We start from the raw sequence: 25,516 nt of genomic DNA, 5'->3' as shown, positions 1-25,516 counted from the left end.
GACACCGTCTAGAGAATTTTCATGAATAGAGGCGACTGCGATGAAGAAGCTCATTCTTGCATTTTCGATATTTGTTGGGAGCGGCGCGTCTGGAACTGCACAGACCTGGGACATTGGAGTTGTGGTCAATAACCAGATTGCTTCGTTACCTACCGTGACTCAGAATTCACAAACATGGGCACAAGGGACGGTCACGATTCCTGCGGGCACCTATCGCCAATTCGCAACGATTGTCCTCAACTCCCCATATGTGAACTTGCGCTGCGAGCCCGGTACCATTCTGACGTATACAGGGTCGGGGGACGCTATACGCATTCTGCCCAGCGTACAGATTTCGGGGCCTGCCCCGACCCAGCCAAATCAAGGCCCGTCAGTCCAGAATTGCTCAATCTACAATGCGTCCTCAACAGCCACCAGCGGTATCCATGCCGGGGATATCTCCAACATCCACCTCACAAATGTAGCAGTGAATAATTTCAATGGAACACCCACATCGGCTGCCTATTGGTTTGACAACACGGTCTCCTTCACTGAGGGGATGGCTCTTGTGGACTTAATTGCGAACAATAACTCAATTGCAATGCGTTTTACCAATACTGCAGGTAACGTGCTCACTCAGAGCTTTGGCTACGCATCAATTCGGGGTTTCCGCGCACAGGTCAGAACGAATCAAATTGGCTTTTCCGTAGAGACCGCAACTCTTTTGTACCACAGTTATATCGACGCAATTGTCGCGACTTCTGACGCCACCGGCACGGCTATGTCAGTGAGTGGAACCGGAAAAGTAGGAGGGAACTGGGGTGACGACACTGTCTTCCTGCGGGGAGAGTGCATCAATACCTCTGGCCCCTGCACTGGGTCTACTTTGCTCAATCTTGGTCCGTCCGCTCAGTTTGTTGCGAACGGATTTGTGAATAGCTTAGGGGCCTCCATGACGAACACGATCGCCCCCGGTGCAGTGCTTACATGGAACGGGACGACGGAGATCAACCGTTCCACCTACAGCTTCGGATGGAACTCCGATAACAGCATCCTAATGCGATTTTCAAACATCCCAGCGCTCGCTATCTTTTCAAACAACATGAGGCTTGGCGGCCCTTATGTCTTAGGTTGGTCCACCGGACCGACGACTGCTGCAAACTATGTTGGTTTTTCTCCGTGCGTCACAGGGACCCCAGTACTCTGCCTTGGAAATGGAGTAAATGCCGACGCCTCCGGGGGGCTCAATGCCGGTACGCTCTCCGCGTCGCAGTTCGTTGGCAACTCTGCTCTTCCCTTGATCTCCGCTGGACCTGGCGCGGGCATGGTGCCGGAAAATGTATCACTCGCTCCCGGTAGCACGAACGTTTCCGGTTCAGTCGTGTTCAAAACGGGTTCGACTCCGGCAGCGTCCGCCATTGTAGCGACGATTACCTTTGCAACCCCTCTGGCTCAGCAACCAAATGTCTGTATCCCTGCAGCTCAGAATGCATCGGCAGTGGCGGCGCTAAAAAGCTTGTATATCAATCCGCCTACCACTACCGGATTTGTCCTGTCCACTGGACCGATACCGCTAAATGCAGCCACTGCATTTGTTGTTGGCTATGCCTGCTTCTAATTCATGGTTAGCTTTAGCACTTTAGAGCAGAAATCGATCGATACTAATGCGCATGAGAAGAACGATTCAGGTATTTCTCTTCATTGTCCGGGCTGCTGGCCCAACCATACTATCGTCGTGGACGCCGCATCGAGATTATGCACACATACAACCCAACATCCGATCCTGGCGAAGCAAGCCGCGGCCACGAAGACAAGTTGCAAATAAACGGCAATTCTGATTGTCGGTCCTCAGAGAGAAGTCCAGATACTAGCGGGATTTCGTTTTTTGGATTGACACTGCACCCCAAGTCCATGAATGAGTTGAATGACTTGACGGAGCGAGCAATTACTGAACAGCGGAAGTGGATAATCACAAACCACAACCTGCATAGTGTGTACCTGTTTCTCCGGTCGCCGAAGCTGCGCGACTTTTATGCAGGTGCACACTGGACATTCATTGATGGGATGCCATTGGTAGTATTGGGGCGCCTCTACGGCTATCCATTGAAGCGCAACCATCGGGTAACGCTTGCTGATTGGACCCATCCATTGATGGAGTTGGCTGCTTCCAAAGGCTGGCGCGTCTTCTATCTCGGATCGCCTAAAGGCGTTGCGGAGAAGGGTGCGGCGGTGCTACGCGGGCAGTACCCGACGCTTCAGATCGAAGTGAGCGACGGATACTTCGACGCGCGACAGGGCAGTCTGGAGAACGAATCATTGTTGCAACGGATCAATGCCTACAAGCCCGACATACTGATGGTGGGCATGAGCATGCCGCGGCAGGAGTACTGGACTCATGACAACTTCGCTCGAATAGAGGCGCATGTGATTTTGTCGTCAAGTGGCGCGGCTATGGATTACGTTGCGGGAGCGGTGAAGACGCCGCCACGTTGGATGGGGCGAGTGGGATTGGAGTGGGCTTCTCGGCTGGTGAATGAGCCGCGCCGCCTCTTCGGCCGCTATCTCGTCGAGCCTTGGTATATTTTGGCGCTGCTGATTATGGATTACCTGCGAGGTGGAGGAAAGCTGAAGGTCACGACACAGAGAGAAGGTTGAGGCAAATGTCCTGGAGTTGCTTTCCGTACGACCATCGCGTTCCGCTTCATCAACATTGCCCTCGCTGGCAACAAGCTCTCAGGAGGCCAACTCGCCATGAATCGCAGAGACTTTGTGACAATGCTAAGCGCGACGGCAGTCACGAAATGGGCTTCGCTTGAGACGGCAGTGCAGGCTGCGGCAGCCCCGCTAAAACAGCTAGCTGATCAAAAGGGGCTGATGTTCGGCTCATCCCTTGCACTCAAGTATTTCGAGCAATCGCCTGCATACAAACAATTGTTTGTATCGCAGTGCGATATTGCGACGCCAGAACTGCAGATGAAGTGGAACTCGCTTAGTCGTCAACCAGGTATATATGACTTCAGTACCGCCGACCAGCTTGTAGCATTCTGCGCAACAAATCGTATCAAGGTGCGCGGCCATACGTTGGTGTGGCACGATTCCCTGCCTGTATGGGTTCCAGGGCAGCTCTCGCCGGTAACGGCCCGGACCGTAATGTTAGACCATATTCAGAAGGTCGCTGGGCACTTCGCCGGCAAGCTGTACTCCTGGGATGTCGTGAACGAGGCGCTCGATCCAGGTAGTCAACGGCCGGATGGTCTTCGGTCTAATCTCTGGCTGCAAAACATTGGTGTCAGCTACATCGAGCAAGCGTTCCGCGCGACAGCGGCCGCCGATCCGAAAGCTCTTCTCGTGTGGAACGAAAACTACCTCGAAGTATCCAACGGTTTTGGTGACGCTAAGCGGAAGGCGATGCTCAACCAGCTGGATGCACTGCTTGCAAAGGGCGTTCCGATTCACGGTGTCGGGCTGGAGGCACATCTGCGAGGGGACCAGGCAAACGTGTTGGGTGATGCGAGTTACGAGGCCTTCCTTAGCGAGTTGACGCAACGCAAAATGAAGATCTTCATCACGGAATTGGACATACAAGATTCGAGTCTTCCAGCAGATGTCGGAGAACGTGACAAGATCGTTGCCGACATTTACAGGAAGTTTCTTACCGCAAGCTTGCGACAACCTGCGGTGAAAGGTGTAGTCGCGTGGGGACTCTCAGACGCCTTCAGTTGGATCTCCGGATATCGTCCGCGCAAGGATGGTTTGCCTGTGCGGCCCCTTGCATTCGACATAAATTGCCAGCCGAAGCCGGCGTACTTCGCTATCGCTGAGGCGCTCGAGGCGGCGCCTCGTCGTGTTTGATCCGTGATGCATTTTTAGAAAGCCCTAACGCTCTGCTAACACAAAGATCTTAAGGAGTTTTAGCTATGGCTCTTGTTTCGGCTGTCATTCCGACGCGCGGGCGACCTGAGCTCTTGCTGCGGGCGGTGCGGAGTGTGCTAGCTCAGACACTGCGTGATATTGAGGCGGTTATCGTCATCGACGGAGATGATCCGCCAACGGAGCGCGCTCTGGAAGATTTGGTGCGAGAGGACGCACGTGTGCGTGTGATCGCTTTAGAAACTAGTGTCGGAGGATCCGATGCACGCAATCGCGGTGTGGATGCGGCTTCAGGTGAATGGGTTGCGTTTCTCGATGATGATGATGAGTGGTTGCCGGGCAAACTCCAGGCTCAGCTTGAGGCGGTCACAGTATTGACGGCACCCGTCGTGATCGGAACCTGCAAGATTATCGCGCGTACGCCGGGTAGTGACTATGTGTGGCCACGTCGAATGCCGGAGCCGGAGGAGCAGATCTGCGAGTATCTGTTGGCGCGTCGCACACTTTCACGCGGCGAAGGGTCGATCCAGACGTCGACCTTCTTTGTACAGCGAGCGCTTATGCAGGCTCAGCCTTTCAAGAGTGGTCAGTTGAAACATCAGGATACCGAGTGGCTACTGCGAGTAGGGCGATTGCCTGGAGCGAAAGTTATGTTCGTGAACGAGGTTCTGGCGATTCACTACATCGAGGAGGAACGCGCCTCGGTAAGCAGTAGGGCGAACTGGCGATACTCGCTCGCATGGGTGCGTAGTGATCGGCATCTCTTTACGCCAAGGGCATTGACTGGATTTGTTTTTCACCAAATCGCTCCGGAAGCTTCGGAACAGGGAGAATGGCGTGCCTTCCCCACACTGCTCTTAGAAGTTTTACGCCATGGCAGGAGTACAGTCCGCGACTATGCGATTTTTTTGGCAATGTGGTTGCTTCCCCGTCGCCGTCGCCGTCGCCTGCGCGATTGGATGGCGCGCCGTCCCGTACTGGGCACATTAGTACACTCACGATGAAAATACTTCAACTAACGCGGCAGTTTCTTCCCTCCGAGGGTGGTATCGAGAGCGTCGTGGAGGGGCTGAGTTGTGCCCTGCAACAGAAGGGGCATACCGTGCGGGTGGCAACCCTTCGGTCGCTGTTTGCGACTAGCACAGCGGCGCCCGCGAAGTCGGTCGAGGCAGGTTTGGAGGTCCGGCGCATGCGTCATTGGGGACCTCGTCGTTATCCAGTTGCGCCTGCCGCGCTTACGGAAATCCGCGGCTACGACCTTGTGCATATTCATGCCATCGATTTCTTTGTGGACTACCTAAGCCTGATGCGCCTGATCCATCGAATCCCCCTGGTGGTCAGTACGCATGGAGGCATCTTTCACACGCAATGGGCAACTCGCTTTAAGCAGATGTACTTCAAGACCGTAACGCGCATGTCGCTGGCCGGGGTGGGAGCGGTGGTGTGCGTAAGCCAGCAGGATCGCGAAAAATTTGGGGAGATCGTGCCGTTGCGGAGCATCCACCTCATTGAAAACGGTGCCAACATAGATCGTTTCTGGAGCCTGCGGAAGAGAGTGGAGCCCGGCCTGATGTTGGGCATCTCGCGACTGGCCGAAAACAAGTGCGTTCACAAAGTATTGGAGGCGATGGCCCCCTTGAAGGATCGCTATCCACATATGCGGCTTGAGTGGGTTGGAGCGGATTACGCCGGGCTGCAGGCCTCCCTTGAGCGCCGTGCTGTTGAGCTTGGGCTGGGTGAAAGGGTGCGTTTCCACGGCGCGACCAGTCGTTCGACTCTGTATAGCTTATTGGAACGGGCGCATCTCTTTGTGTCTGCCTCGAACTACGAAGGATTTGGACTATCAACGATTGAAGCGATGAGTGCGGCGACAGTACCTGTAGTGACTGGAGTTGGAGCGCATCCCGACGTGATTCAGGATGGAGTGAGCGGCTTCTTGGCGGACGTAGATGCGACAGATCTCTCCACCCGGATTGAGCATGTGCTGGCGATGCCACAGGAAAAATTGCTGGCGATCGGGGAGGCAGCACGGGCGGCAACGCGGCGGTTCTCCTGGGCAGAGATCGCACCGCAGTACGAGCAGCTATACCACAAGGTAATAGGGACCGAACATAAGGCTGGAGTATGGGCGGCGCTATGAACGAGGGAGTCGTGATCTTCCGCATTCAACTATTGCCACGCTCCGAGACGTTTATCGTCACGCAGGCTGCGGCGATGAAACGGTTCGAGCCATACTTCGTCGGCTGGCGCAGAGTGGCCGGACTGGATCTGCCTGAGGACGGAAGCTGGACGGCTGATGACGGTGGCCGTAGGGGTCGATTGCGGGAGTTGCGTTTCCGATATTTAGGCCCTACCTTCGGTGAGATTGCGCAGCTACGGGCACAGTCGCCACGTCTCGTCTATGCGCACTTCGCACTGGACGGCTACGCAGCGATGCGGCTTGCCAAACAACTTGGAGTGCCCCTCGTGACTGCATTGCATGGTTATGACGTGACCATGAGCGACGAGGCCATCAGTGCAACGCGGCTTGGACGCGAGTACCTGAAGGGGCGCTCGCGGCTGCAAACGGAAGGAGCACTTTTCGTTGCATGCTCCGAGTACGTACGCTCGCGAGCGATTGAGCGAGGATATCCGGCTGACCGCACGATCGTTCACTATATTGGGGTCGATGTGACACGGTTTGAGCCGCCCCAGTCTGGGCTGCGCGAGCCGGTTATCTTGTTCGTCGGTCGTTTGGTGGAAAAGAAGGGTTGCCGAAGTCTGATCGAAGCGATGGTTGCGGTACAACGTTGCAATGCAAAGGCCGAGCTGATCGTAATTGGGGATGGCCCGTTGCGCGCCGAGTGCGAGGAGTTGGCTGCCACTCGACACATATGCTGCCGCTTTTTGGGCGCACAGCCAGCAACTGTGGTGCAGGAGTGGATGGCGCGGGCAGCGGTTTTTTGTGTGCCGAGTGTAATTGCGTCCTCAGGTGACGCGGAGGGCTTTGGCATTGTATTCATCGAAGCTCAGGCAATGGGACTTCCCGTTGTCAGCACCAGAAGCGGCGGAATCCCAGAGGCAGTAGATGACGGCCGTACCGGGTTGTTGGTAGCGGAAGGCGACCATGAGGCATTGGCAGAAGCGATTCTCAAGCTGTTGCAAGACGACCACCTATGGCAGCGTTTCAGTGTCGCCGGTCGGAAGCGCGTCCTAGAGAACTTCAACCTTGCACGGCAGACCGAGCGTCTGGAGGACCTCTTCGGATACTTGCTATCGTCGCGCGACTCTCGTCTCGACTATCACGCTATAAGGTCTTTGGAGTTCAATATCTCTATCGATAGAATGCCCAGCTCTTTACAGGTAGTTCAGAGTGATCTCCTGTATGAATCGCGGAACCAATACGGTAGAAGGAGCGTTGACGGTGGGTCTATCAACTGAAATCTTGAGCGAGGTTGCGTCATCGAGTGCGCCCGTTTCGCGCCGTTTCTACCAGCCGGAGCTGGATGGCTTGCGATACTACGCGTTCCTCGGAGTCTTCATCTGTCATACCTTGCCTTTCGAAGCATCGTTCTATCGTGGCCTCCATCTGCCATTGCCTTGGCTGTGGGGCGCGACAGTAAAATCCGGAGCGGCGGGTGTCGATCTTTTCTTCGCACTAAGTGCGTTCTTAATTACCTCACTCCTACTGAAGGAAAAGCAGGAGACAGGTGGAATCTCACTCCGATTCTTTTACTACAGAAGAATTCTGCGCATCTGGCCTTTGTATTTCCTGGTGATTGCATTGGGCGTTGTGCTCTCACATACGATGGCGAAGCAGAGCCTGCCGTGGTATTACGTTGCAGGATATCTTCTTTTCATTGGCAATTGGGTGCACGCGGCCTTCGGGCGGCCGGAGTCGATAGCCTTTCCGTTGTGGACAGTCTCAATTGAGGAGCAGTTCTATCTGATCTGGCCCGTGATGGTGAAGGCTCTTGATCGTCACGGCATGATCATATCCGGCATCATCCTGTTTCTACTCGCGACGGTGTGCCGAATCGGCTTTGTACTTGCCGGTGTCAGTGGAGGTTTCATCTATTACGGAAGTACGGCACGCTGTGACTCCATCGCTTTAGGCATTTTGCTTGCGTTGTTTGCGGATAGTCTGCCGAAGCTTACGCGCGGGGTGCGTCTCCTGCTAGTAGCGAGTGGACTCGCAGGGTGGATTGTCGCGTCAGCATGGCTTACCGATCAGCCGGGGCCAATCAGCATGCGTGAGGTGCTTGGGCGCCTGATCATTGCACTCTCCGCTGGAGCGATGTTGTACGGCTGCCTTCACAGCCGCAGTAAGTTGCTTACGGGGACATGGGTAGTGAGCCTGGGTAAGGTGAGCTACGGGCTCTATCTGTTGCATCTCATAGGGCTGCTCATTGCGAAGAGCCTCCTTCATCCGGTTTCGGGAACTGCACAGCTTGCTACGAAAGCGTTTGGGTTTGTTCTGACAACGATTCTGGCGTTTGCCTCTTATCGTTGGGTGGAATCGCCTTTCTTGCGTCTGAAGGACCGTTTCGCCAGAGTTCTCAGCCGGCCAGTCTGAGTGAATATTTTCTGTTACCACGCATCTCTGTCTCGGTGCTTGTCATCAATCTTGTGTTCACCGTAAAGGAAGGTCGATGTGGATAAGCTCGCATTCCAGTCCTCAAATGTTGTTGTTTCCGCGGGCTCGTCGCCGTCCGAACTCACGCTTCGAGAGATATGGATGATGCTGCGGCGCCGCCGGAGAATTATCTATGGCGCAATAGCAGTTTTCTTACTGCTCGGTATTCTGGCTCTCATGGTCTCAACCCGCCGCTATCGCTCCATCGGAGAGATCCAGGTTCAAAAGGACTCCGCTAGTTCGCTGGGGTTGCAGACAAATGCAGATGTTCCCTCCGATGCGCTTGAAGAGAACATGGTCCTTCATACGCAAGCGATGATTCTGCAATCGGACTCTCTAGCGCTGCGTGTGATCAACGAGCTCCACCTCGATCAAACGGCAGACTACCAGGAAAAATGGAGTCCGGTCGGTTGGGTCTTTGGGCTTCTAAGCTCGAAGGGAAGACCTGATCCTCAGGGAGCGTCACTCGATAACTCTCCCCACCGAAGAATGCAGGTTCTAAGGGTTTTTCATAGCAAGCTTACGGTGAAGGTTGTCGATGGTACACGGCTTATCGATGTGGAGTACCTAAGCCCCGACCCACAACTGGCAGCCGCAGTCGTGAATCGCATGCTGCAGGGGTTGATTGAGACAGGGTTTCAGACGCGCTTTGATGCGACGACACAGGCGTCGTCATGGTTAAGCGGACAACTTGATGATCTCCGCGCACAGACACAGGAGTTACAGGCGAAAGTAGTCAAACTACGACAGGACTCGGGAGTCTTTGCTCTGGGTGAAGTCGATCGACAAGGCAAGGATCAGGTTTACAGTCCGACGCTTGACAAGCTACAGATGGCAACGCAGGCGGTGGCGCAGGCACAATCAAATCGTATTCTGAAAGGAGCAATTTACGATGTCGTGAAGTCCGGCAATCCGGAGATGATCTCGGGATTGAGCGGAAATACGATCTTGGCAAGTTCGTCTTCGGGTATTGGCAGTTCGTTGACGCTCATTCAGAATCTTCGATTGCAGGAGGCGAATCTTCAAGGGCAACTGCAGGAACTTTCTGCGAAGTTTGGCGCCTCCTATCCGAAGCTTGCTGAGATTCGCGGCAACTTGGATGCAGTACAAGGAGCGATTCGAGCTGAGGTCGATCGTGTCGCGGGGCGCGCGCACAATGACTTTGTCGTCGCTCAGCAAACAGAGCAGAGTACACGCAAAGATTTCGAGATTGAGAAAGGTCAGGCAGAGGCGCTAAACAACAAGACCATTGAATATCAGATGGCCCGGCAGGAAGCCGACCAGAGCCGCACCCTCTACGAAGATCTTTTAAAGCATCTTAAGGAATCAGGACTGCTGGCAGGTCTACGCTCAACGAATATTTCCATCGTTGATCCGGCACGTGCAGCCGATAAGCCGGCCAAACCTGTGACAATCCTCTATTTATTTGGCTCGATCGTTGCAGGACTGTTTGTCGGTACGGCTTTGGCACTGCTGCGTGATGTGACAGACACCAAGGTTCAGGACGTACGGGAGATCTCACGAGAACTGGGAGAAATTCCGCTTTCTGTGTTGCCATATCAGAAAGAGCATGTGAATTTACCTGCAGGAAAACATTCGATAGCGAGCTCTCCGCTTATCTTTCTGCCAACGCTCGGTAGTCCACGCTCAATATTTGTGGAGTCGCTCCGCTCGCTCCGCACCTCTTTGATGCTGTCTCGCAGCGGAGCGCCTCCGCGATCGGTGTTGGTGACGAGCCCGCTGGCAGGAGAAGGTAAGAGTTTTATAAGCTGGAACCTTGCCATCCTCTTCGCTCAGCAAGGGAAGCGTGTGTTGCTATGTGATGCGGACCTGCGCAGGCCGCGACTGCACAGGGATCTGCAGATTGACGGGCAGACTGGGTTGAGCGCTGTGTTGACTGGGCTTTCAGACGATGGCGCCTCTGCGATGATTCCGGTGCCCGAGGTCCCGGGTCTCGATCTTATGCCCGCTGGACCTGTGCCACCATATCCTGCGGAGCTCCTGTCGTCAGGTCACATGGCGACTTTATTGAAAGTCTGGGAATCGCAGTATGATCTGGTGATTCTGGACGCTCCACCCATACTGCCAGTGACGGATTCAGTCATTCTGAGTTCGTTCGTTTCCTCGGTCCTGCTGATTGCCCGGCATCAAAAGACGCCCCTATCAGCGCTCGAGAGAAGCTACCAGATGTTGGAAGCAGTGCCATCGGAGAGCGGCCGCAAGATCAACATCCTCGTCAATGGCGTACGCGAACATCCCGCTGCGGGGCATGTATTTTACGAATATCTCGGAAGTAAATCTGTGAGGGCTTAGATGAATAATCTAAATCGAATTTGCACTCTGTTCTTCCTTACTCTCGGTCTTGCGACAAGTTCGCCGGCTCAGAAAGAGAGTCTATTGATTGGTCCTGGGGATGCACTGCACATTCAGGTCTACGATACACCGGAGATGGAGCAGCGTGCCAGAGTGACCGATACCGGGGAGATTCCGATTAGCTTTGTAGGAAATGTGAAGGTAGCCAATCTCACGCCTGGTCAGGCAGCGAAAGAGATTGAGCAGCGACTCATCGCCGCAGCTATCATGCTGCACCCGCAGGTGACAGTGCGAGTGGATGCATATGCCACCCAGAACGCCTCGGTGATGGGGCAGGTGCTGAAGCCGGGAGTATACGAAATCGACACGCGCCGCAAAGTCATCGAAGTGCTCGCGTTGGCAGGTGGATTGACTGATGTTGCAGATAGGCACATTACCATTGAGCGACATGGTGATCCGAACCAGAAGATTGAGTACTATTTCTCCAATGTCGCCGGAACAGCGTTGAGTGACGATCCAATGGTCTACCCTGGCGATACAGTGGTCGTGCCAAAGGCTGCGGTCGTCTATGTGCTCGGCGATGTATTGAAGCCAGGCGGCTACCCCATAAGCACCAACAATTCAAAGATGACTGTGCTTGAGGCCATTTCGCTTGCAGGCTCGGCAAACCACTCAGCAGCGGTTGGAAAATCAAAGCTTGTTCGCAAAACACCGACAGGTGTGGAGGAGATCGACCTGCCGATCAATGCGATGCAGAAAGGGAAAAAAGCGGATATCGCCTTGATGCCAGACGATGTGGTCTACGTTCCATTCAGCTTTTTGAGGAATGTTGCGGTGAATGGCCAATCGATACTGGCGTCGGCTACTTCCGCCGCAATATACATTCACTAGAATTGCTTCTGTGAACAAGGAGGGTGTGTTTGGCGACCTACCAAGCCCTGAGACCGGCCCTTATTGGCGGTCATATGAAAAAGGCGGCGAGTACTGAAGAAGGAGCGCTCCATTTCTGGCGTCGTGCTTCGACCTGGGGCCTCCTGCTACCACTGCTCTACTTCGCGCTCGATGGTGTTTCTCCGTTCGTGAACAGTGGGACCGCCATGCGTGCGGTTCAGACAAGCTCAGCAGGTGGTGTCTTTCTCGATCGATTTAGCAATATTTTGATTTTTGGCGTCTGCATGATTTTTGTGATTCGCCGCCATCATTCGGTCTCCGTGTTGAGTCTGAAGATGAAACTGATAACCAGCTTTCCAATATGTGCACTCCTTCTCTCACCTGTATCGCAGCAGATTACGCGAACGTTCAGCTCTGGTATCGTGCTGCTGGGCGGTATTCTGCTTATCTTTTACATCATGTCTCGATACACGTTGAATGAAGTGCTTGAGTTGTTTCTCGTTCTGGGTACAGGAACGATAGTGGCGAGTATCCTCTTCGCTATCGCTCTACCGCAGTACGGCCGTGATCTGATGGGAGGTCATTCGACAGCGTGGAAGGGTATCTTCAGTGCTAAAAACTATCTCGGCAATATGGCTTTATTTTTCTTAACCGTCGCAGTCTCGTATCGTCCGCGCACTAACTTTTGGAAATCCGTACGAGTCTCACAGATCCTATTCTGCCTGCTGGCGATCGCGTTTTCGCGAGCCGCGACAAGTTATCTATTGACTGCTGTCTATATTACCTACGCACTGACGTTGAAGATGGTGCGCGGCTTTCGAAAGAAAGATTACTTCGTTGCTTTTATCCTGCTGTTCGTGATCTTTGCCGCTGGAACAACAGTAGTTATCTTGCAGCCTGACTTCTTGATTAGCCTACTTGGGAAAGATGCGACGTTGACCGGTCGTACTGAGATATGGGATGAAGTGATGACTTCTATCGTCAAACATCCTCTCTTCGGTTATGGCTATCAGGCGTTCTGGTTAGGTTTCAAGGGCGAATCCTATCGCATTATTCTCGCAGTGACGTGGGCTTTAGGGCAGGCTCAGAACGGGTTTCTCGATGTCACACTTGAGATGGGCGTAGTAGGCTTGATAATTGTCTTGTCGCTCTTCGGCTTCGCCTTCCGTGATGGAGTCGTCTGCCTCTTGCGCTCATATAACCAATCCCAGCTTCGGGCCGTGGAGTGGTACATGGCGATCGTAATTCTTACTGCGATCTACAACCTGGATGAGAGCTTTCTCTTTGAGCCGAAGCATCTTGGTTCAATGATGTTTCTGCTTGCCTGTGTGGGGTTGAAGTTGGAGCGAATGCGGATGCAATCGTTCACCGAAGGGCAAAGACGAGCTATCAGGCGATCTGCATAGCGAGAACTGTCTTTCGCTCTCGTCGACGCAACCAAAACAGTACCGACCAGGTAAGCACGGCTAGCCCGGCGTCAGTTAAGAGGCTGGCGATCGCGGCGCCCCGCCACGAATAATGCGGAATCAGATAGAGGTTCAGACCAAAGTTCGACCCGGCTGCAATGATTTGACAGAGCAGGCGTAACTTCTGCTGACCAACACCGGCGATTGCGTCGCCAGCGCATAGGTGAAAGCTGCGGAAAAAAGGAATGAGGCACAGCCATCGCAAGGCGCTGATGCTAGGCGTAAAGCCTTTTCCGATAAAGAAAGGAACGATCGGGGCCAATAGGAAGATACCAGCGGCGGCAGCAAGGCCAAGCACGACAGTACGCTTCAAGATTTTCGTAGCGAGCGGCTGTACAGCGGTTATGCCCTTCGCTCCTTCACGAAAAAAACGAGGGAACGCCGCTGCCTCAATCGACTGGATAGGCATCGTCGCAATGTTGATTACACGATATGCCATCGAGTAGATGCCGTTGGCTACGGTCATGCCGTAGTGGCCAAGCATAACTTTGTCAAAGTCGTTGTAAGCCGAAGTCGTTGACCCCGAGACTGCGAATACGAAGCCTTCTGCACTACGTGTGAAAAGCAGTCGGGGTGTGAAGTGTGGCCAGCCAAAGTGCCGCGTAACAATGATGAAGGCGGCACACGTAGCGCAGAGTGAAATAATAAGCATCGCGACTGCCCATTGTCGGGCCACGGCATGATGCATGATGAGTAGCATCATGCAAGCGAGCGTGAGTCGAAATAGATTCGTGAGCAGATTGAGGGTAGCAGTCAGGCGCATTCGCTCAAAGGCTTGAAAGACCTGAGCGGCGCATGTGCTGAACTGTCCGCAGATGCAATCGGAGAAGGCGATGAGAGTTAACAGTGAGGCGCTCTCCGCGCCGACGAGCCAGTGCCCGGTGAGGTGCAAAATGAGCACGATGAGCGAGCCGTAGATGATGGTCGACATCAGTACATTGCCCCAGTACTCTGGGAACCGTCTTTGGTCCTGGCTTACATACCGAAGCAGAACCAGACCCGATCCCATCGTACTGTACTGACTGACAACTGTAACCAGGGCAACAGCACCTGCTAGTACGCCATACTGAGTGGGATTGAGAAGGCGGGCAAGAAAAACGAAGTACAACGCTTGGATAACGAAGGACAGGCCTTGGCCGGCAAAGATCCATGCAGCATTGCGGGCTAGCGTGTTTTGTCGAATCCGTTTAATCTGAGCTGCAATCATATGGAGAGGTCTCGTTGGATCTCTTGAACCTGCGTACGGGCAACTGACCATGTGAAGCGTTCGCGGAACGCGGCATAGCCTTGCGTACCCAAGTTGGAACGAAGCTTTGCGTCTTCCGCAAGTCGACGCAGAGCAGAGGCAAGCTGCTCGGCAGATCCGCGTTCCACAAGGATGCCACCACCGTGCGCAAAGATCTCGGAGGATCCTCCGCCATGCGTGCTGACAACCGGAATGCCCGAGGCGAACGCCTCTACATTGACGAGACCAAATGGCTCATCCCATATTGAGGGTGAGCAAAATATGTCGGCTTCCCGAAAGAGATCGCCTAGCGCAGCACCAGAACGATAAGGAAGAAAGGTGACGGTCTTAGGTGCATTCGCCTTAAGTTGAGTGATGTAGTCGGTCTCTCGACTATTGCCAAAGTTCGAAGATCCAACGATGCGGAGCTGAAGTTTGACGTTTTGTTGTGCGAGGAGCTTCATGGCGTCGACTAAAACGTGAACACCTTTATCTCGAACAATCCTCCCGGCGAACAGAACAATGGGTATTCTCGTCTCCTCTTTGTGGTCTGAGGAGGGGTAGAAGATTGTTTCGTCAGCACCGTTGTAAAGCACACAAGAGGTATCAAGTGATGTAAATTTTGCTTGCGCCTGATTCCGTAGAAATTCACTTACGAAGACAAGCCTATCTACGCGAACCCGTCTCATCAGTGCGGTTGGCCATTCGACCAGGTGAGCATTGTGCAGATGGAGAACAACTTTGCCTCCGACACAACGAATATGCGGCGTAAGCGCGATAGCGAAGTCCGGTCGGTTGTGAATCCACACGACATCACCGTGTCGCACACGTTTCAGAAGTGGACGAAATACTCGCTCAAGTACCATCCGATGGAGGGTCCATGGAAGCTGAAGAAGACGGCGACGAAGACGGTGATAGCGCTGTAAACCCTGAAGTACAAAGATGGCTTCTGAGGCAAAATCCCATGTATTGTCCGCTGAAGGGCAAACGACCACCGCTGGTGCATAGCGAAGTACATTGCCAGCCCAACGTGAAATTGCGCCTCCGTGAAACTCAGAGAAGGGTTCGGCCTCAGTCAGGAGATGGTAGGCAATGCCAGACAATATGACTCCATAAGAGCTAAGCCTTCACGAGGAGCTGTTTATCTACGCAGGCCTGAAAATAGGCAAGTGACAACTCCAGACCTTTACGTAACGTGATCTTCGGCTCCCATCCAAGAAGAGCCTTTGCCTTACTGATGTCCGGCCTGCGACGCGTCGGATCATCTTGTGGAAGGGGTTGGAAGGTAATATCTCGGTGGAGGCCAGTAACCTTCAGAACCTCTTCTGCGCAGTCGAGAATCGTCCACTCGTCTGAATTACCTATGTTGACTGGTAGATGTTCATCTGAATCCGCCAGTGCCAGAATGCCTGCGATCAGGTCTGAGACGTAACAAAAGCTGCGGGTCTGCGATCCGTCACCATAGATGGTTAGCGATTCTCCACGCAGAGCTTGGCTCATCAGGTTTGAAATTACCCGGCCATCGTTGACTTGCAAGCGTGGGCCGTAGGTGTTGAAGATTCGCACCAAGTGAGTGTTGACCCCATAGTAGCGGTGATAAGCCATCACCGCAGCCTCGGAGAATCTCTTAGCTTCGTCGTAAACAGAGCGTGGCCCAGTTGGATTGACGTTGCCCCAGTAGGTTTCGGACTGAGGGTGAACGGTGGGATCGCCGTAGCACTCCGAAGTAGAAGCATGAAGATAGCCGGCATTGTGCTTCTTTGCGATATCGAGAGTATTAATAGTCCCCGCCGATCCCACGAGCAGAGTCTCGATCCCCAGCCGGGAATAATCCACTGGGCTCGCAGGCGAAGCGAAGTTGAAGACAAAATCAACTGAGCCGACATCAAAAGGTTGACAGATGTCCTTTTGAACAAACTCGAACTGGGGCTCATTGGAAAGATGAGCTAAATTAACCTCATTTCCTGTGCTAAGGTTGTCGACGCCAACGACATGGTTTCCCTGATTGAGCAGGGAGTCACACAGGTGAGAGCCAAGAAAACCTGCTGCTCCGGTCACGAGAATTCTCTTGGCGTTCATCTCCACCTCTGAAAGGTTGATTTACATGCGTAGATCAGGACAGGCCTCTTTTCCACAGGCAATTCAAAGGTTGAATGTTTGTCGCCGTCGCTGGGGGCTTATGCAGTCGTGAGCTCATGCACATGTTGAGTTGCCGGTCTGCCCACGCTGAAATACGTGAATCCGTTCTGCGACATGACATCCGGATCGTAGAGATTACGACCATCTACTACGATGGGATAACGCATCAATCCATTGAGGCGGTGCAGATCCAGGTGGCTGAATTCTTCCCAGTCCGTCAAGATCAGCAAAGCTTCTGCATTATGGGCTACAGCGTACGCATCCGGCATATACCGCAGATTGGAGCCGGGAGGAAGTACTAGTTCGGCCCGCGCCATTGCTGCTGGATCAAACGCATTGATTGAACAGCCTTCCGCCAGCAGCATTTCGACAAGTTCGATTGCCGGCGATTCGCGGATATCATCGGTGCCCCCTTTGAAGGAAAGACCAAGCACGCCGATCTTCTTTCCTCGGAGTGTCCATAGGGCTGAACGCACTTTGTTGAGGAAGCGCTTCTTCTGATCAGCATTGATGTTTTCCACCTCGGTCAACAAGGCGAAGTCGACCCCGAGCTGCTCTGCCACAACTCGAAAAGCAGCGACATCTTTCGGAAAACAAGATCCGCCATAGCCGATACCAGGACGTAAAAATCTGGGGCCGATGCGGCTATCCAGTCCCATTCCTCTCGCCACCTGTTCGACATCAGCGTCGGCAGCTTCGCAGAGATTTGATACGGCGTTGATGAAAGATATTTTTAGCGCGAGGAAGGCATTAGAGGCATGCTTGATAATCTCCGCGCTCTTGGTAGAGGTGAATAACAACGGCGGTGGCGCGGCCGAGCTGCGGAAACCGTCAATTGAATCATCCTGCTCATAGTAGCTGCCATTCGTCAGCGGTTCGTATATCCTTGCTAGCAGCGCACGCGCAGGTTCACTGTCGGTTCCAACCACGATTCGGTCCGGATGAAGAAAGTCGCTAATGGCCGTGCCTTCTCTCAGAAACTCCGGGTTTGACACGACATCGAAGAGTCTCTGCGAAACCCCGTTACGCTCCATCACTCGCCGTATCCACTCATTTGTGTATACGGGAACCGTGCTTTTTTCGACGATGACTTTATAAGATGTAAGCGATCGCGCAATCTCATTGGCTACCGCTTCGACATAAGAAAGGTCTGCCTTACCGGAATCGCCTTGAGGTGTTCCGACAGCGATGAAGATTGCTTCAGCCTCACGCGTAGCCTCACCCAAGTCACTCGTAAACCTTACCTTTGAATTCCGATAACGTTCGAGCAACTCAGGCAGATGATTTTCGTGAATCAAGCTATCCCCGCTCCGCAGAGCGTCGACTTTTCGCTGGTCATTATCTACGCAAACAACACTATGCCCCATCTCAGCGAAGCAAACGGCGGCTACCAAGCCTACGTATCCAGAACCAACTACGGCAATTTGAATCGTGTCCTTCATAGATGTCCTAGTGGCCTCATTTTTCGTTGGATTACCTTGTGTGTGTTGTAACGTTGTACAAGTCTTAGCCAGTTCGAATCATCCGAACTTTGCTCGATACCATTTCTTTTGCAGTATCGTCGGAGACTGGAAGTGTATTGCGCGGAGTAAGTGCGTACAAAACCGCTTCCATTCGGTTCGATACACCAAGTTTGTCGTATATGCGGAAGAGGTGATTTTTGATGGTATGCTCACTCAGCCGCAACATTGTGGCCAGCTCGGAATTGCTCAGACCATCAGCCAATAAGTGCAAAACTTGTTGCTCCCTTGCCGTGAGCAGAGGTCTGCCGTTGGCGTCGGTGACATCGGTGGATTTTGGACGAGACACAGACGACACCAAGTATGCCAACTGTTGATTGCTAGCCCAGATCTGCCCCCGATGCACACACCGGATGCTCTTGCAGAGGAGATCGAATCGCAGGTCCTCGCTACAGACAATGCCTCTCACTCCAGCCCGGAACAGAGAAATGACCTCTGCATAGCCTGGTTTTTGGGTGAGCACTATCGCTTTCGCGCCCTTATGACGATCTGGAAGAGCATCAAGAATGGCGACAGCGCTGCAAATATTTTCTACTCGCGAAGACCCCAGAAGAATTACGTCGGCGGTGCCGCTCTTCGAGATATCCAAAAGATGCTGTACGTCATTAATCGGTTCAACAACTTGTATGTCTGGGACAGCCTCAAATGCGCCCTGCAAGAGGTCGCAAAGCATGAGTGGCAGACTAGCCATCAAGAGTCTGATGCCAATCGCCCCCTTTTTCCCCGTGAGTTCGTTCATGAGCACCTCCGGCCCTGAGGTTGCGCTTATTAGAGAACCAGTTTTCACCTTGAGGGATTTCAAATCCAAGGTGGATCGAGTGTGGAGCTAGCTGTCAAAAGGTTATGGGTTTATTGGCGCCACGTCCAGAGTACGAAGGTATTGCAACTTAATTCCTATCAGCATTTACGGACCCTGCTCGGGGTTGACCTGGGTGGCATATCGGCTGCGATGTTGAGGTGTCAGACAGCGGTTCACTGGAATGTGAGAAGTCGGATTGAGGTACTTCTCTTCATTGTCAAGATTACAGGCACGTCCTACGATCAGGCCAGACGTCGACATCGCAATCTCCTTGTTTCCACCCTAACCTGTGCCTACAGAAAGCACATGACAAGAGGCTTTTCTCGTGACACCTTCAAACAGAAAAACGATCTTAGAATTGGTTCGAGTTGTTGATATCGCCCTGCTGTTTTCCTGTCTGGGCGTTGCCTATGCACTGGAATCCCATCACAAGGTCCTCGATCTGCTTAATTCTCTCGAGACGCATCATCCAATTCAAGTATTTCTGGCTACGTTTTTACTGGCATTGGCCTGGCAGGGAACACTTCTGTCAAACGGGTTCTACCGTTCCCGCAGATTGGAGGGTTATTTCAAGCAATCTCTGGATATTTGTTTCGCCTGCTCAGTATGCGCATTGTTTACTCTTGCTTGGTTATGGCTGATCTCAACGCCATTCAAGCACAACATTGTAGGGTGGGGCATCATCAGTATCCTCTTTGGCATTTTGAGCTTCACTGTACTGATGTCTACTCGCCTGGCTGGCCGGGCGATAATGCACGCATTACGCTCACACGGACGCAATCTCAGAAACATATTGATTGTAGGGACCAATCACCGGTCCGATCGTTTTGCCCAAGACATCGGGCTACACCCTGAATGGGGCTATCGCGTGCAGGGGTTCATCGATGAACAGCGCTGGCACGATCGGACGTCCGATTTCGGGCCATTACTCGGAGGATTCGAGGCAATCCCCGCTGTCCTCAGAACCCTTTCGGTTGATGAAGTGATTATAACGCTGCCTCTTGCATCTTTTTACCAGCAGATAGCGGAGATCGTTGCGACTTGCCGGCATCACGGTATTGCAGTCCACTCCATAGGAACCTTTTTCGACCAGGAAGAGTCGAAGCGAACAACGTATCTGACGGGGCCTCTGGGAGCCATTACTCTGCATGATGAATCGTGGGACGCCCGAGCTTCGATGATTAAACGTGTAGCAGATATCGCCATCTCGGCCATTGTGCTTATTATTCTTGCGCCGGTATTACTCATGATAGCAGTCTTGATCAAGCTCACATCCGAGGGGCCGGTATTCTTCGCCCAGACGAGATTGGGGTACGGTAAGCGACCGTTTCAGATTCTGAAATTTCGCACAATGGTCCAAAACGCTGAAAAGCTCATTGCGCAAGTGGAGCACCTCAATGAGACTCAAGGGCCAACCTTCAAATTGAAAAATGATCCCCGTATAACGACCTTCGGCAAATTCTTGCGGAAGACGAGTCTTGATGAACTCCCTCAGCTCATTAATGTGCTCGTAGGAGATATGAGTTTAGTTGGCCCGCGGCCGCTCCCGCTTCGGGACTACCAGGGATTCTCACAGGATTGGCACCGGCGGCGGTTCAGCGTGAAACCTGGCATAACCTGCCTTTGGCAGGTTATGGGACGAAGCACAATTGGTTTTGACGAATGGATGGCCTTGGATATGCGATATATCGATCAGTGGTCGGTCTGGCTCGACATTAAAATACTATTGCAAACAATCCCCGCGGTTTTTCGCGGCTCTGGTGCCGTGTAGAATGCAATGAGAGTTCCAGGATCAAGCGAGACGGATGCCTTCGCTATCCGTCCAGGTCTCCGGCTTCCGTTGAGCTCAACTCTTCGCCTCCGAATGAGTGCCCGATGAGGATGGGTGACTTGAGCTGCAGCGAATCAAGTACTGCGATGACATCGTCTCCCAACCGCTCGGCGGAATAGTTGTTCGATGTGGGCATTGACACGCTTGATGCGCCGTAACCTCTCCGCTTGATCCTGTAGACGTGGACACTCTTGTTCAGATCAATCCGAAGGATTCAAACCTATACGCGGTTCTGGAAGGGCCCTCGATTACAACGACGGGGCGATTAGTCCGCCCCAATCCATGACTTCTAGCTCAACGCCCGGTTCAACTTCGATGAACTGAACTTTCGCTTTTGTCTCCTGTATCCGCGTGTGGGGCGTGTGGGCCGCGTCCTACGAATGGAGAGACCCTGAAAAGAGAATTGCGACGATGACCCCCGGCAATCCGAAGAAACATTTTCTGCTGTTCGCAAGCATTACCTCACTCATCGCTGGCTGCTGGTTCGACTCCACGGCTTGCCGTGATCGCACGCATCGTGTCGCCTGAGATTTCTGCGGGCTAACTCCGCCACGCTGGGGACTTCGTCTGAGAATAGGATGAAGCTGCTTTGGTCAGACGTGATTATGACCGGCCTACGCGGCAGCAATCCTCGAACGTCTATATCTGGTTGCTCAGGAAGACCTTTATCTCTTCCGGAGGTAAAGGACGCGATAAGAGAAAGCCTTGGATGCAATCGCACTTCAGCTCCCGAAGAAGCTGCAATTGATCTTCATCTTCGACTCCTTCTGCAATTACCTGCATTTTGAGGCTATGGGCCAACTCGACGATGGCCTTGACAATTGGATAGCTGCGACTGGACTCGCACAATCGCTGAATGAAGGAACGGTCAATCTTGAGCGTTGAAATTGGCAACCGATGCAGATGTTGCAGCGAGGCATAACCTGTGCCGAAATCATCGACGGCAAAACGAATCCCCAGGGCAGCAAGTTCCGTCATGCGCTTGGCAGTCTCGTCGAAATTCAAGATCACTCTCTCCGTGATCTCTATCTCCAGCAATGCTGGGTCGACATCCGACTCCAGTATGGCTTGCTGCACCTCTGCAGCAAATTCGCTGCGCATCAATTGCAGCGGAGATACGTTGATCGCAATTCGAACTGGTGTCATTCCCGCCTTGTTCCAGAGCATTAATTGTCGGCAAGCTTCTTTGATCACAAATTTTCCGAGAGGGTGAATCAATCCGCTCGCCTCTGCCAGTGGGATAAAGCGATCCGGACTTACATATCCGAGGGTCGGATGTGGCAATCGCAACAGCGCCTCCACTCCGCGGATTTGACCATTCATGTGGTATTGCAGCTGATAGTGCAGGCGAAGTCCCCCCTCCTGCAGCGTCGTACGTATATGGTCCTCAAGCTCCACGTTTTCGGCAACGTCCGTACTCGTGTCCTGTGCTGCCAAATGGTAACGGCCACCTCCATCTCGCTTGGCACGGCGCATTGCAGTGTCTGCGCCCTGCCATAGCTGCATCTCTCTCTCGCCGTGGTCCGGATATACAGCGCCACCTACACTTGCGCGGAGCAGAATCGGGCACTGCTCAACTTCCAAAGGTATTGCGAACAACTCCACGAGAGCTTTCGCCACAATGCCTGCAGCTCCCACACTTTCTATTTCACCCAAGACAATCGTGAACTCTTCTTCTCCGGTACGGACTACCAGATCCATTCCTCGCAAGCGCCGGGTTAGCATCGTTGCGATCCGCTTCATGCACTTGTCTTTCGCTATTTGTCCATGTCCATCGTCGCCCTGCTGAAATCGATCGATCGCCAGACAAAGAATGGCAGCGCGGTGTCCACTTTCTCTCGCCGAAGTCAAAGCACGGACCATCTGTTGCGCGAGCAATCTGCGATTTGGCAGCCCGGTCAAATCGTCGTACAAAGCTTGCTGATTGTCTTGGCCCCGATGATGTTTCACCGTAACATCCTCCATCACCGACAGGTGCCCGGCAGGTGGCGGAACTGCTCTTCTCGTGAATCTGGACATGGCGTAATTGCTTCCTGGAATCAGGCGAAAAAGGCCAGGCACTCTTTCCAGAGCACAGAGGTCGTCAAACATCTATTGCGGGCTCCATCCAAGAAGACGGTAACTCCCGGGAGACCGCCGTTCCTGTGAAGAACAACTGGGAGGGAAGTCACGGCAGGTCAAGACATAAGCAGTTGACGGTGAATCCTGAACGGCATAATACCATACGCCACACGCAAAGTAACCACCAAAAGTAACAGTAGTAACATTCTTGACTACCGACTGTAGCTATTGACTTCGTCGGAGTTCTCTCACTTGCTGAGAAAATCACCCATCATTTTCGCGACCTACTTTGAGAGCCGCTTCATGCCCGCAATCAAACGGATTCGTCGTAAATTTCGAGCCGAAACCGATCGGGGTTAAGTTTACAGCTTCGCGAGCGACGATCTTTCTCCCATTGAAAATAATGGAAATAATGATCGGCCCTAGTGGGACGATTTTCGAACTCTTGTCGTTTCAGATCTTGCCGAACCTCCCGGACCCATTGGGACTTCGTTCCGGCGTGGTCAATACATCGCCATGTTTTTCATCTGATTCGAGTTAATTGAAGTTGTTCCACGCGCAGCCCTATCTCGGCCTCCTCTTCGGCAGGATGCCGCCCGTCTTGTCGCCGGTTTTTTCTGAGACAGATCTCTGTATCGCCCCTTTTGCAGCGTTACCGGCCAAACTCCCTACGTCCGCAACAAAGCTCGGGTTCGATGATGTCCCTTGAATCCTGAAGGCCACACCTCCCCTATCGCCGCCCAGACCCGTTCTCTCCGCTCGTGCTTCGGATCTGTTGGTCTGCAAGTCGGCAATCATACTGAAATCGAGCGCCCCGTTTGGGCTAATCGTACCGGCTCCCGTCACCACGCCGAGGGATGGTATCGTCACATTGATGGCGTCAGCCCTCGTCATGTCAGGAGCAATGCGCACATTCGAGCTGGCATTCTGAACGGTCGTGTCGGGATTAGAGGAAGCCTTTCCACTAAAGACTGATAGAGCGCCCAATTTCGAACCCATATCGAAACCGGCCAACTTCGTGTTCGACATCCGCACCGGGCCGGCAATCACCAAGTTGTTGAGTGAACCGCTGATGGCCAAGTCGGCCGACAGTGTTCCACCACTCAACTTCGATCCTGAAGGAAGCACTACGCCAAGGGCTGGGAGCATCGCTTCCAGTTCATCGACCGACATGTTCGGGGCGCTGAGCTTCAGGTTCATCACTTGCGTTTCACCCTGGGTCTGAAATCCGCCCGTGAGCCGAGCGACTGACTTGCCGATTGCTATGTCCCCTTGGGTGATGGTGCCCGCCTGTCGGTCGAGGTCTTCGTCAATTGCGTATTTCACGGTCACGGCTTTCGGAGCCGGTGACCCCTTGGGTGAAAGCTCGAGCTTTTCGCAGGTGATCACGCCCGCCGCCTTGGCCTGACTGCCATTCGAGTTCAACGTTCCCTCAAGATCGACAGAGCCGGCGATGCCGCTCCCCGGATCGACGAAGCCCGAGGCTGCGAGATCCAAACCCTTCACCTTCACTGAGGCGCCGAAAGGAGTCTTGGCCGAGTCCTGCGGATTGACCGGTCCCACTTTGCCTGTGAGCTTGGCATCGCCGCCTCCAGGCAGGTTGACGGTCAGCTCGAACGGGAACTGAGAAGCTAAAGAGAAGTTCGAAATTTCTGCGTTTAGCTTGTCGTAAACCTGCGGCTTCGCCGTGGAGTTGACTTTGCCGACCGACAACTTTCCATCTTTGATCTCCAGCTTGGCAATCGAGAGGTTCTGTGAGCCACCCGACTCCGCCGGCTCAGGAGGTTTGTTTTTGTTTGCCCCGCCGATGCTGGAAAAGTTCCAGGTTCCGTTGGAAGCTTTGAGCAAAGTAATCTGGGGCTCTTCCAACTCGATCCCCGTTATGTTTAGTTGCCTGGAGAAGATAAGCGGCATTACCTCGACGCCGACCTCCAACGACTTCATTGTTATAAACGGTGATTGGCTGAAGGCCGGATCGTCGGCGATGCTGACATTCTCCACGCCGACTTTGCCGCTGAAGAGCGAAAGGCTCATCTCTCCCAGCGTCACGGGCCGTCCCAAGGCACTCGTCAGTTCCGATTCGATCTTCGGTCGAAAGCTGTTGATGTTGATGAAAAGCGGAAGCGCGATCAGGATTACCAGCACTGCCGCGACAACGATTCCAGCGATCTTCAGAGTACGTTTGTTTAATTGCATTGGTTTAATCGTGTCCTTCCGCACTTTCAAGAATGCTTGTCTACAGATCTGGCTGATGCAATTGCCGGTTGGAATCCTTTTTCGAAGTGACTTACCCTGACGCTTCCGCTCACGGTCAGCGACATAGCGGGAGTCATGGAAGCTCCACAGCCCAGGAAACAACCTTCCAACTCGCTTCCTCTTTGGTCCACAACAACAGAAGAGCGGGTGATTCTTCCTCTCCATAATTCAATCGACTGGCGGACAAGTAATAAGCTCCGTATTTTGCATCAGCAGGTTTCAAGTCCGGAGCACCTTCGTGCGGCTGACGATTTTGGCACAGAAAGCTATCGGCCATCTGGTCCGGCACGGCCATGATGGCGAAGGCCTTGGAGTTTTCCTGCTGGACTGGGGGCAGCAGGTCATTACGGGGCTGCAGACTCGACGTCATGTCTGAGAGATTCGCGCCGGATGGAATTCTCCCGAGCGGCTGTTGAAGCCCAGACTGGATTCTGGTGATGGGTGACACTTTCTTCTGGTCTTTGGAGGGTGAGGGCAAACATTGGTAGGAACGCTGTGAGGCAAAGGCGGAAGCCCGCATAACATCCCGTTTCATGATCCAAGTCTGGTAG

At 53.3% G+C, this 25,516-nt stretch carries 22 protein-coding genes; 12 read left to right on the top strand and 10 right to left on the bottom strand.

Features of this window, described 5'->3' with window-relative positions; translation table 11 throughout:
• Positions 1-40: 40 nt before the first annotated feature.
• The 10 genes from Q363_RS16155 to Q363_RS16110 all read left to right on the top strand — a co-directional run bounded on the left by Q363_RS16155 (position 41) and on the right by Q363_RS16110 (position 13,074).
• Positions 41-1,597: a hypothetical protein gene (locus Q363_RS16155; protein WP_035352120.1), complete on the top strand. Its 1,557-nt coding sequence runs from the start codon at positions 41-43 to the stop codon at positions 1,595-1,597.
• A gap of 137 nt (positions 1,598-1,734) precedes the next feature.
• Complete coding sequence (locus Q363_RS16150) at positions 1,735-2,634, top strand: WecB/TagA/CpsF family glycosyltransferase (protein WP_084080423.1); 900 nt, start codon at positions 1,735-1,737, stop codon at positions 2,632-2,634.
• Between the two features lie 96 nt (positions 2,635-2,730).
• Positions 2,731-3,831, top strand: a complete 1,101-nt coding sequence (locus tag Q363_RS16145; protein ID WP_051978866.1) for an endo-1,4-beta-xylanase — start codon at positions 2,731-2,733, stop codon at positions 3,829-3,831.
• Positions 3,832-3,896: 65 nt separating this feature from the next.
• A complete protein-coding gene (locus Q363_RS16140) occupies positions 3,897-4,853 on the top strand; it encodes a glycosyltransferase family 2 protein (protein WP_035352118.1) in 957 nt (318 codons plus the stop codon).
• A complete protein-coding gene (locus Q363_RS16135) occupies positions 4,850-5,989 on the top strand; it encodes a glycosyltransferase family 4 protein (RefSeq protein ID WP_051978865.1) in 1,140 nt (379 codons plus the stop codon). Before Q363_RS16140 ends, Q363_RS16135 begins: the two co-directional genes overlap by 4 nt.
• Entirely contained in the window at positions 5,986-7,269 is a 1,284-nt protein-coding gene (locus Q363_RS16130; RefSeq protein ID WP_169747012.1) for a glycosyltransferase, read from the top strand. Before Q363_RS16135 ends, Q363_RS16130 begins: the two co-directional genes overlap by 4 nt.
• A complete protein-coding gene (locus Q363_RS16125) occupies positions 7,253-8,404 on the top strand; it encodes an acyltransferase family protein (RefSeq protein WP_035352116.1) in 1,152 nt (383 codons plus the stop codon). Before Q363_RS16130 ends, Q363_RS16125 begins: the two co-directional genes overlap by 17 nt.
• A 78-nt stretch (positions 8,405-8,482) precedes the next feature.
• Entirely contained in the window at positions 8,483-10,777 is a 2,295-nt protein-coding gene (locus Q363_RS16120; RefSeq protein ID WP_035352114.1) for a GumC family protein, read from the top strand.
• On the top strand, positions 10,778-11,668 hold the full coding sequence (locus Q363_RS36180; protein WP_084080421.1) for a polysaccharide biosynthesis/export family protein: 891 nt from the start codon (positions 10,778-10,780) through the stop codon (positions 11,666-11,668).
• Between the two features lie 29 nt (positions 11,669-11,697).
• Positions 11,698-13,074: an O-antigen ligase family protein gene (locus Q363_RS16110; protein WP_035352112.1), complete on the top strand. Its 1,377-nt coding sequence runs from the start codon at positions 11,698-11,700 to the stop codon at positions 13,072-13,074.
• On the opposite strand, the gene Q363_RS16105 is transcribed toward Q363_RS16110, so the two are convergent.
• Both Q363_RS16105 and Q363_RS42055 read right to left on the bottom strand, forming a co-directional pair.
• Positions 13,058-14,341 (bottom strand): flippase, encoded by a 1,284-nt coding sequence (locus Q363_RS16105; protein ID WP_035352110.1) that lies wholly within the window; start codon positions 14,339-14,341, stop codon positions 13,058-13,060. The two genes, Q363_RS16110 and Q363_RS16105, sit on opposite strands and share 17 nt — an antisense overlap.
• Positions 14,338-15,048: a glycosyltransferase gene (locus tag Q363_RS42055; RefSeq protein WP_157466998.1), complete on the bottom strand. Its 711-nt coding sequence runs from the start codon at positions 15,046-15,048 to the stop codon at positions 14,338-14,340. Before Q363_RS42055 ends, Q363_RS16105 begins: the two co-directional genes overlap by 4 nt.
• Before the next feature lie 33 nt (positions 15,049-15,081).
• Here Q363_RS42055 and Q363_RS45870 point away from each other — a divergent pair, with 33 nt between their 5' ends.
• A complete protein-coding gene (locus Q363_RS45870; RefSeq protein ID WP_157466986.1) occupies positions 15,082-15,285 on the top strand; it encodes a hypothetical protein in 204 nt (67 codons plus the stop codon).
• Positions 15,286-15,478: 193 nt separating this feature from the next.
• Here the strand turns inward: Q363_RS45870 and Q363_RS16090 are convergent, their stop codons facing one another.
• The 4 genes from Q363_RS16090 to Q363_RS40600 form a co-directional block, all read right to left on the bottom strand.
• Positions 15,479-16,438, bottom strand: coding sequence for a UDP-glucuronic acid decarboxylase family protein (locus tag Q363_RS16090; RefSeq protein WP_035352106.1), 960 nt, complete (start codon positions 16,436-16,438; stop codon positions 15,479-15,481).
• 98 nt (positions 16,439-16,536) lie between these two features.
• Positions 16,537-17,940 carry a UDP-glucose dehydrogenase family protein gene (locus Q363_RS16085; RefSeq protein ID WP_035352105.1) on the bottom strand — a complete coding sequence of 468 codons (1,404 nt, stop codon included), beginning with the start codon at positions 17,938-17,940 and terminating at the stop codon, positions 16,537-16,539.
• A 64-nt stretch (positions 17,941-18,004) separates the two neighbouring features.
• On the bottom strand, positions 18,005-18,757 hold the full coding sequence (locus tag Q363_RS16080; protein WP_035352103.1) for a helix-turn-helix transcriptional regulator: 753 nt from the start codon (positions 18,755-18,757) through the stop codon (positions 18,005-18,007).
• A gap of 165 nt (positions 18,758-18,922) precedes the next feature.
• Complete coding sequence (locus Q363_RS40600) at positions 18,923-19,078, bottom strand: hypothetical protein (RefSeq protein WP_157466983.1); 156 nt, start codon at positions 19,076-19,078, stop codon at positions 18,923-18,925.
• Between the two features lie 64 nt (positions 19,079-19,142).
• Here Q363_RS40600 and Q363_RS16075 point away from each other — a divergent pair, with 64 nt between their 5' ends.
• Complete coding sequence (locus Q363_RS16075) at positions 19,143-20,588, top strand: sugar transferase (RefSeq protein WP_084080418.1); 1,446 nt, start codon at positions 19,143-19,145, stop codon at positions 20,586-20,588.
• Positions 20,589-20,631: 43 nt separating this feature from the next.
• On the opposite strand, the gene Q363_RS38250 is transcribed toward Q363_RS16075, so the two are convergent.
• The 4 genes from Q363_RS38250 to Q363_RS42825 all read right to left on the bottom strand — a co-directional run.
• Complete coding sequence (locus tag Q363_RS38250) at positions 20,632-20,847, bottom strand: alpha/beta fold hydrolase (RefSeq protein ID WP_281176011.1); 216 nt, start codon at positions 20,845-20,847, stop codon at positions 20,632-20,634.
• 440 nt (positions 20,848-21,287) lie between these two features.
• Positions 21,288-22,739: a putative bifunctional diguanylate cyclase/phosphodiesterase gene (locus tag Q363_RS16070; RefSeq protein WP_051978860.1), complete on the bottom strand. Its 1,452-nt coding sequence runs from the start codon at positions 22,737-22,739 to the stop codon at positions 21,288-21,290.
• Positions 22,740-23,273: 534 nt separating this feature from the next.
• Complete coding sequence (locus Q363_RS16065; protein WP_035352101.1) at positions 23,274-24,905, bottom strand: AsmA family protein; 1,632 nt, start codon at positions 24,903-24,905, stop codon at positions 23,274-23,276.
• 133 nt (positions 24,906-25,038) lie between these two features.
• The coding region (locus Q363_RS42825) for a hypothetical protein (protein ID WP_035352100.1) at positions 25,039-25,516 on the bottom strand (478 nt) is incomplete at its 5' end.

Origin of the sequence: Edaphobacter aggregans DSM 19364, from assembly GCF_000745965.1 — a bacterium.
GTDB lineage: Bacteria > Acidobacteriota > Terriglobia > Terriglobales > Acidobacteriaceae > Edaphobacter > Edaphobacter aggregans.
Note: the sequence above shows the minus strand (reverse complement) of the source record. Positions and strands in the feature narration are given on the sequence as shown.

What these genes read in the sequence shown, in the direction of transcription:
- Q363_RS16090 (WP_035352106.1), bottom strand. Translation starts at nt 16,438, where the DNA reads ATGAACGCCAAGAGAATTCTCGTGACCGGAGCAGCAGGTTTTCTTGGC.
- Q363_RS16130 (WP_169747012.1), top strand. Translation starts at nt 5,986, where the DNA reads ATGAACGAGGGAGTCGTGATCTTCCGCATTCAACTATTGCCACGCTCC.
- Q363_RS16135 (WP_051978865.1), top strand. Translation starts at nt 4,850, where the DNA reads ATGAAAATACTTCAACTAACGCGGCAGTTTCTTCCCTCCGAGGGTGGT.
- Q363_RS16155 (WP_035352120.1), top strand. Translation starts at nt 41, where the DNA reads ATGAAGAAGCTCATTCTTGCATTTTCGATATTTGTTGGGAGCGGCGCG.
- Q363_RS16070 (WP_051978860.1), bottom strand. Translation starts at nt 22,739, where the DNA reads ATGTTTGACGACCTCTGTGCTCTGGAAAGAGTGCCTGGCCTTTTTCGC.
- Q363_RS16085 (WP_035352105.1), bottom strand. Translation starts at nt 17,940, where the DNA reads ATGAAGGACACGATTCAAATTGCCGTAGTTGGTTCTGGATACGTAGGC.
- Q363_RS16150 (WP_084080423.1), top strand. Translation starts at nt 1,735, where the DNA reads ATGCACACATACAACCCAACATCCGATCCTGGCGAAGCAAGCCGCGGC.
- Q363_RS36180 (WP_084080421.1), top strand. Translation starts at nt 10,778, where the DNA reads ATGAATAATCTAAATCGAATTTGCACTCTGTTCTTCCTTACTCTCGGT.
- Q363_RS16145 (WP_051978866.1), top strand. Translation starts at nt 2,731, where the DNA reads ATGAATCGCAGAGACTTTGTGACAATGCTAAGCGCGACGGCAGTCACG.
- Q363_RS40600 (WP_157466983.1), bottom strand. Translation starts at nt 19,078, where the DNA reads ATGTCGACGTCTGGCCTGATCGTAGGACGTGCCTGTAATCTTGACAAT.
- Q363_RS16080 (WP_035352103.1), bottom strand. Translation starts at nt 18,757, where the DNA reads ATGAACGAACTCACGGGGAAAAAGGGGGCGATTGGCATCAGACTCTTG.
- Q363_RS16140 (WP_035352118.1), top strand. Translation starts at nt 3,897, where the DNA reads ATGGCTCTTGTTTCGGCTGTCATTCCGACGCGCGGGCGACCTGAGCTC.
- Q363_RS16105 (WP_035352110.1), bottom strand. Translation starts at nt 14,341, where the DNA reads ATGATTGCAGCTCAGATTAAACGGATTCGACAAAACACGCTAGCCCGC.
- Q363_RS42055 (WP_157466998.1), bottom strand. Translation starts at nt 15,048, where the DNA reads ATGAGACGGGTTCGCGTAGATAGGCTTGTCTTCGTAAGTGAATTTCTA.
- Q363_RS16065 (WP_035352101.1), bottom strand. Translation starts at nt 24,905, where the DNA reads ATGCAATTAAACAAACGTACTCTGAAGATCGCTGGAATCGTTGTCGCG.